At 50.4% G+C, this 5,534-nt stretch carries 7 protein-coding genes; 3 read left to right on the top strand and 4 right to left on the bottom strand.

Annotation, left to right across the window (positions count from 1 at the left end; genetic code table 11):
* The first annotated feature begins 124 nt into the window (after positions 1–124).
* The gene (locus tag Q8O92_11250; protein MDP2983893.1) at positions 125–355 is read left to right on the top strand and encodes an addiction module antitoxin; all 231 of its coding nucleotides are present in this window, start codon (positions 125–127) and stop codon (positions 353–355) included.
* Positions 356–400: 45 nt separating this feature from the next.
* Here Q8O92_11250 and Q8O92_11255 read toward each other — a convergent pair whose 3' ends face one another.
* The 4 genes from Q8O92_11255 to Q8O92_11270 form a co-directional block, all read right to left on the bottom strand.
* The gene (locus Q8O92_11255) at positions 401–532 is read right to left on the bottom strand and encodes a hypothetical protein (GenBank protein ID MDP2983894.1); all 132 of its coding nucleotides are present in this window, start codon (positions 530–532) and stop codon (positions 401–403) included.
* A complete protein-coding gene (locus Q8O92_11260; GenBank protein ID MDP2983895.1) occupies positions 529–1,503 on the bottom strand; it encodes a CdaR family protein in 975 nt (324 codons plus the stop codon). The genes Q8O92_11255 and Q8O92_11260 overlap by 4 nt, the downstream gene beginning before the upstream one ends.
* 16 nt (positions 1,504–1,519) lie before the next feature.
* Complete coding sequence (locus Q8O92_11265) at positions 1,520–1,711, bottom strand: hypothetical protein (protein ID MDP2983896.1); 192 nt, start codon at positions 1,709–1,711, stop codon at positions 1,520–1,522.
* Between the two features lie 178 nt (positions 1,712–1,889).
* A complete protein-coding gene (locus Q8O92_11270; GenBank protein MDP2983897.1) occupies positions 1,890–2,747 on the bottom strand; it encodes an endonuclease V in 858 nt (285 codons plus the stop codon).
* A gap of 279 nt (positions 2,748–3,026) precedes the next feature.
* On the opposite strand from Q8O92_11270, the gene Q8O92_11275 reads away from it, so the two are divergent.
* Positions 3,027–4,649 (top strand): DUF362 domain-containing protein, encoded by a 1,623-nt coding sequence (locus Q8O92_11275; GenBank protein MDP2983898.1) that lies wholly within the window; start codon positions 3,027–3,029, stop codon positions 4,647–4,649.
* A 76-nt stretch (positions 4,650–4,725) separates the two neighbouring features.
* Entirely contained in the window at positions 4,726–5,388 is a 663-nt protein-coding gene (locus Q8O92_11280; protein ID MDP2983899.1) for a CPBP family intramembrane metalloprotease, read from the top strand.
* The last annotated feature ends 146 nt before the right edge of the window (positions 5,389–5,534 follow it).

The following is a 5,534-nucleotide window of genomic DNA, read 5'->3' on the forward strand; positions in this document are numbered from 1 at the left end:
TATTTTGGTAGTTAGACAAGGGTGAGAACATCATAATTTTGCTAACATTAATAATATCAAATCCTTAAGTATTAAATAGCATAATACTTTTGACAGAACCACGTATAAATAAAGGAGGATTAACATGCAAAAGAAGCTCACTCTAACAATAGATGAGGAAGTATATGAAGGCCTTCATAAGACCATCGGCCCCGGTAAAATCAGTAAATTTGTCGAGGAATTGGTTCGCCCGCATGTAATACGCCCGAATCTGGAATTGGCCTACTCCCAAATGTCAAAAGACAAAAAGCGAGAGGCAGAAGCCTTGGATTGGGCAGAGATGACTTTTAAGGACATAGCGCATGAAAAGAGGTGAAGTACTGTAAGCAAATTGCGCCTCTTTAAGCGAATGGGTATTATTTCAGAAGAAGATATGCTCAGGATAAGCGAGACGATCAAAGTCCAATTGGATATTTACTGAAGGCTGGATTGCAAGCGAATCCAGCGGAAGAAGTGAGACTGCTCCGCTGAGCTTGACCGTGAGGGGTATCATTTTGACCCTTTCGGCTCTTGAGGAACAATACGAACCGAATTTGCCGTCGCCGTCACCCCCGGAATATCCCACAGGAAGATAATTTCAGGCTTGATGTCGCCGCTGCTCTCTTCTTGTTGGAGATAGGTTTGATACTGAACAGCGGCGGTGATTACTTTCGGAGTAATCAACGATACTTTCGATTCCGGTCCGCTGATGGTTACTGTCACATTGTCCGGCTCACACCGAAATCCTTTGTTCTTGGGGAAGTTTTTCATGCGTACCGGTATGCCCGAAAGAACTTTTTCCGCCAGAGGCTCCACAACGAAAAAGAGGGTAACCTCTTTCGGTTCAATCTTTACAAACGGAATGCCGGTGTCCACCCTGGCGGTGATCATCCGGTCGGCATCGGAGATGGAATTCCGGTCAAACGATTTGATGGGGATGGAAGATAGAGAGCCGACCGTTTCTTCCGGACCGGTAACCGTCACCAACTCCGGTTTGGCCAGCGGTTTCCCGACCGTTGTATATCCATGGGCTACTTTAATATCCGGGAGACTGTCCAGTCTGACCTGAATGCTCTTTTTTATCTCGCGGTCAATGGTCAGGGTAAAACGGGAATTCTCGGTGATGCCGACCACTTCCACATCGCTGAAACTACCCAGGTTGACCTGGTTTCGCTCCAGAACAATCTCATGCTTTCCACGGGAGAGATTGGCCAGATTGACTGGAATATACCGCTGATCGTGCTCGGAAATTTTCTTCAGGCCAAAATAGATCAATGTTTTGCCGGAGCCTTTTATTTGAACAGGCACCGTTTTGGGGAGTTCGCTGGCCACTATGAGATTCCCGGCCGGGTTAGAATACCTGACCGGAATGGATACAGTGGTGGTGAATGAGGCATCAGTGGTTACATTAAACCACAGAACCAGCGCCAGGAGAACGCTTACTATTTTGGCGGTTGTATGTGCTGTCGATTTGAATAAGTTCACAATTCTTTACCGCCAATCATTTTGTGGAAACACCGATGGGACGGCCAAAGCTGATTTCGCCGTTATCGATTCTGATATTGAACCCGCAATCCGGATTTATGCATACCCATGCCTTATATCGGATGGATGCGCCCTCTCTCCCGTAATCGGATAACGGAAGGAGAAATCCGGTATCGCATTTCATGCATCGTGGAAATTCTTTATCCATGTTTCTCACCATCCTTTCAAAATAAAAAACAAATGTTTCCCAAGTATGTTATCAGATAAGTATTTCTTGAAAATATCACATCGAGATTACACAATTAGATCCTGAAACGGTTTTATCGTTCCCGCGAAGCGGCAACAAGTTCAGGATGACATGTGTCATACCGAACTGGTTTCGGTATCTATAATCTTACCTGTTTTTTCCCCGATGTAACAAGTGCATGGGCGATCCTGGTAGGTTCAGGCAGACGGTATTTTCCGCACACAGAGAGTACAAATTCCACGGTGCCTCGTACGGTGAATCCGCTGCCGGGTGACACAAAAACAGGTTTGACTCCTTTTCTCGTTCTTAAACAGGCGCCGACCACACGGTTTTCGAACCAAAGCTCGGTCCAGTCCCCTTTTTCCGTACCCGGTTCTTCGCATTCGCCGCAGAGGAGAGATTTCGCGCAACCAATAGAGGGTATCCCGGTGAGAACCGCCATATGGGATGCCAGCCCCAGTCCACGCGGATGGGCTATTCCGGTCCCGTCATAGAGCATGATCCGGGGAAGTATTTTTAATCCACCGATCGCTGCGAGAATTGCCGGGCCTTCCCGAAAAGAGAGATAACCAGGAACATAGGGATACAAAACGGGCGTGACCGCATGAGATACTTCGATCACGCCGTTTTTTCCCTGGTTCAGGGTAACTACCGCCGCAAGCGCTTTAACCGGAGAATTCAGTTCTGATCTGGTATGGCAGTATGTACCGGATGCAGAGACAGATGTATTTTCCCGGCTCACAGACGATTGTTCCGGAGAATCATGTTCCCTTGAGATAAACGCCACATCAGCCCCCCCGACCAGGACGCCATCTTCCGGAGAAGTAAAGATGTCGACAAGCTCAACTTTCTCGCGCAGCTCATTCTGGATACGTTTCGCCTCCAGATACGAGACCCCGAACGAGTGAATCGGAGAGCTCAGTTCCCACGGTTCTCTCTTTTTTACCCCGCGTTTATCTTTATTTCTGTCCGTTATCGCCCGCCCCTTCAAATACATACAAAATATGTGTACGTGTGCTCCAAGTCAAGTTTAAAATCATCAGAGATATAATTCTAAAAAAGAAAAAGATTTGTCTTTGCAAGTATTTCCTTTTGATATATTATACCGGATATTTCCGAGTACGAACCGTTCAACCATTATCCCGGGAAAAACGTCTAAAACTTAGGAATTTGCGCCATCACGTTTATGTTCCGGCGCTTACTATCATAAGGATTGTGGAAGAATCACGAAAAGATTTTATAAGATTTTATTAAATTTACACAAACGGAGGAATCGATGAAACGCAGAGATTTTCTTAAAACATCCGCCGCTCTCGGCGCCGCCGGGCTTGCCGGGCAGGGCTGCTCTTCCCTTGGGAAAACATCCACAGCCGGCGGTGACAAGTTTAATGTCCACCCGTTCATACGTCAAAATCCCAAAGCGGTGTTCATTCATTTCACATCGGTGAGCGCCATTGCCGATACCGCCGGGATCCGTCAGGCCGGATACCAGCTCTCCAAAGAGCTTATGGTCAAATCGAACGACGGATTCCCCATGACAGCCAAGGTGAATGTAAAACCGAACTGGACTTCCGCCGGCCCCCAGAAGGGCAAGCCGGTGTTTGAAAAACTGGGGACCAACACCGACCCGAACTTCATCGAGGGCTGGGTCGCCGCCATGAAGGAGCTTGGGCCGCAGCAGTATTTCATTCGCGAATGCTGCTGTCCTACCCAGTGGGAACCCATGGGATGGGCCGCAATGGCCGCGAGAAACAACATCGATCTGCGCGATCTTTCCACTATGGATGTCTGGACTTTGAAAGAGGGCAGGGACATCATTTTCCTCAATATTCCGGACGGGGTGCTTTTTAAAACCATGGGATACATGGCACCCATGAACGAGCCGGGAACCTGCCTTGTGAATATAGCCAAGCTCAAAGCGCATGGCATGGGAATCACCACCACCATCAAGAACCTGCAGGGGATCACCGCCAAACGTTTCCACCAGTTCTGCACACGGTACGACAGCATTCGAAAACAGCCCCGCCCGGCGTACGAGACACGGTATCACCAGTATTTCAAGGACGATTTCGAGAAGCACCTGGAGGCTCTCCACGCCCGGCATATGAAAGAGGGTTACCCGCGATGGGACCGGCCCGGCACTGAAGGCGGCATCTGGCAGGAAACCTGGGCCAACCGCGCTCTCGACAACCTGAGCGTCACCCCCACCGCGCTGAACATGGTCGAGGCCATTTACAGCCAGGACGGCAACGGTTTCGGCATCGGCCCTCACGAAAAACTGGGGCCGTACGGTACAACCAGCCGCGATTACCTTTCGAATATCGTGATTTTCGGCAAGGACCCCTTCCGGGTGGACATCATCGCCCATTGGCTGGCCGGTCACGAACCGGGCAATTTCGGGCTTTTCCACATCGGTATCGAACGCAAGATGTCGGATGTGCTCGACCCACGGGATATTCCGCTGTTCGTCTGGAAAGACGGCAAGGCTGCCCCCGCCAAGCTTGAGAGCCTTAAACGCACTCCGCTGGTCACCTACTATCTCCAGCGCGACTACAACGGCCAGAAAGAACCCCGTTTCCACCTCTGCGATGAGCCGTTCGATTACTCCGCCTGGAAAAAGGGCAGGAAAGTCAGCGCCCGGAAGCCGGTCATCGAGAACCTCGGCCTGGACAATGCGGGAAGGGTCAATCTCAGTCTCACACTCCCGGAGAGGGACAAGGTCGGTGTGACCGTTCTCAACAGCCGCGGCGAGGTAGTGGGGCGGCTCCTCGACGGCGACCTAGATGCCGGGGTGCACCATGTGGTCTGGGATAATTTCAATTCTCCGGGCCTCTATACGGCGTATGTCAAAGGCATGGGCTGGGATGCTGTGCGGGAGATGCCTATTTACCCGGTATGAAAACTCACCCCCGAGAGAAGGTCGTGGGTAAGTTCTCTAAAAGGTACAGCAATAAAATCATTCCAGGTCAGGTACAATGTACGAATCACCCACCGGAATCTCCCGTGAAAAATGGGAATGGCTCATCCTGGCCGCTCTTCTCACCTGGGCTGCGCACCTGGTTCCGGAGCAGATCTTCTTCCTGACCTGGACGCTTCTTCCTCCGTTTATCCAGGCGGCCGGCGAGGAGAATTACTGGTATCTCCTCTCTCTCACCTACGGTCTCTTCCTGGTGCTGCCGTCCCTGTCGCGCAGCGGAATCCGTATCGGCGATATCCGCTCCCATTGGCGGGGAGTGCTCTTCGCCTGCGGGATACCGATAATCCTGACTGCGATTGTTTATCCGCTGCTCCCGGTACGACCTTTTGCAGATTCCGCCGCAGGTATGTGGCTGATCTCCCCCCTTGCGCAGGACCTGGTTTTCATCGGCTTCCTCTACGGCCGCTTTGAAATTCTCTTTCCAACCTTTATTCACCCCCGTTTCAGGATAAAGTGGGCGCTCCTCATCTCCGCACTCTTTTTCTCTGCCTGGCATCTCCCCAATTTTTCCACCATGCCTGCGGAATTTGTGGTTTTCCAGCTCTTCTACACGGTGCTGATTTACCTGGCGGCCGGTCTTTCCCGGCAATGGACGGGGAGTATACTCTATTTTACCCTGGCTCATTCATGCATAAACTTTATCGTGTGGTGGGTAAAATAAGATATAGATCCCCCCTGCCTTCGGCATCCCCCCTTAATAAGACGAGGGCGACAAAAGTAAAAAACTTTTATTCAACTTGAATGCATCAAAAGGTCTGTTAAAGGCGAACAGAGAACAGGACGGTTAAAAAGATAACAATGGAACCT

It is taken from the genome of Candidatus Latescibacter sp., from assembly GCA_030692375.1.
Classification (GTDB): Bacteria; Latescibacterota; Latescibacteria; order Latescibacterales; family Latescibacteraceae; genus JAUYCD01.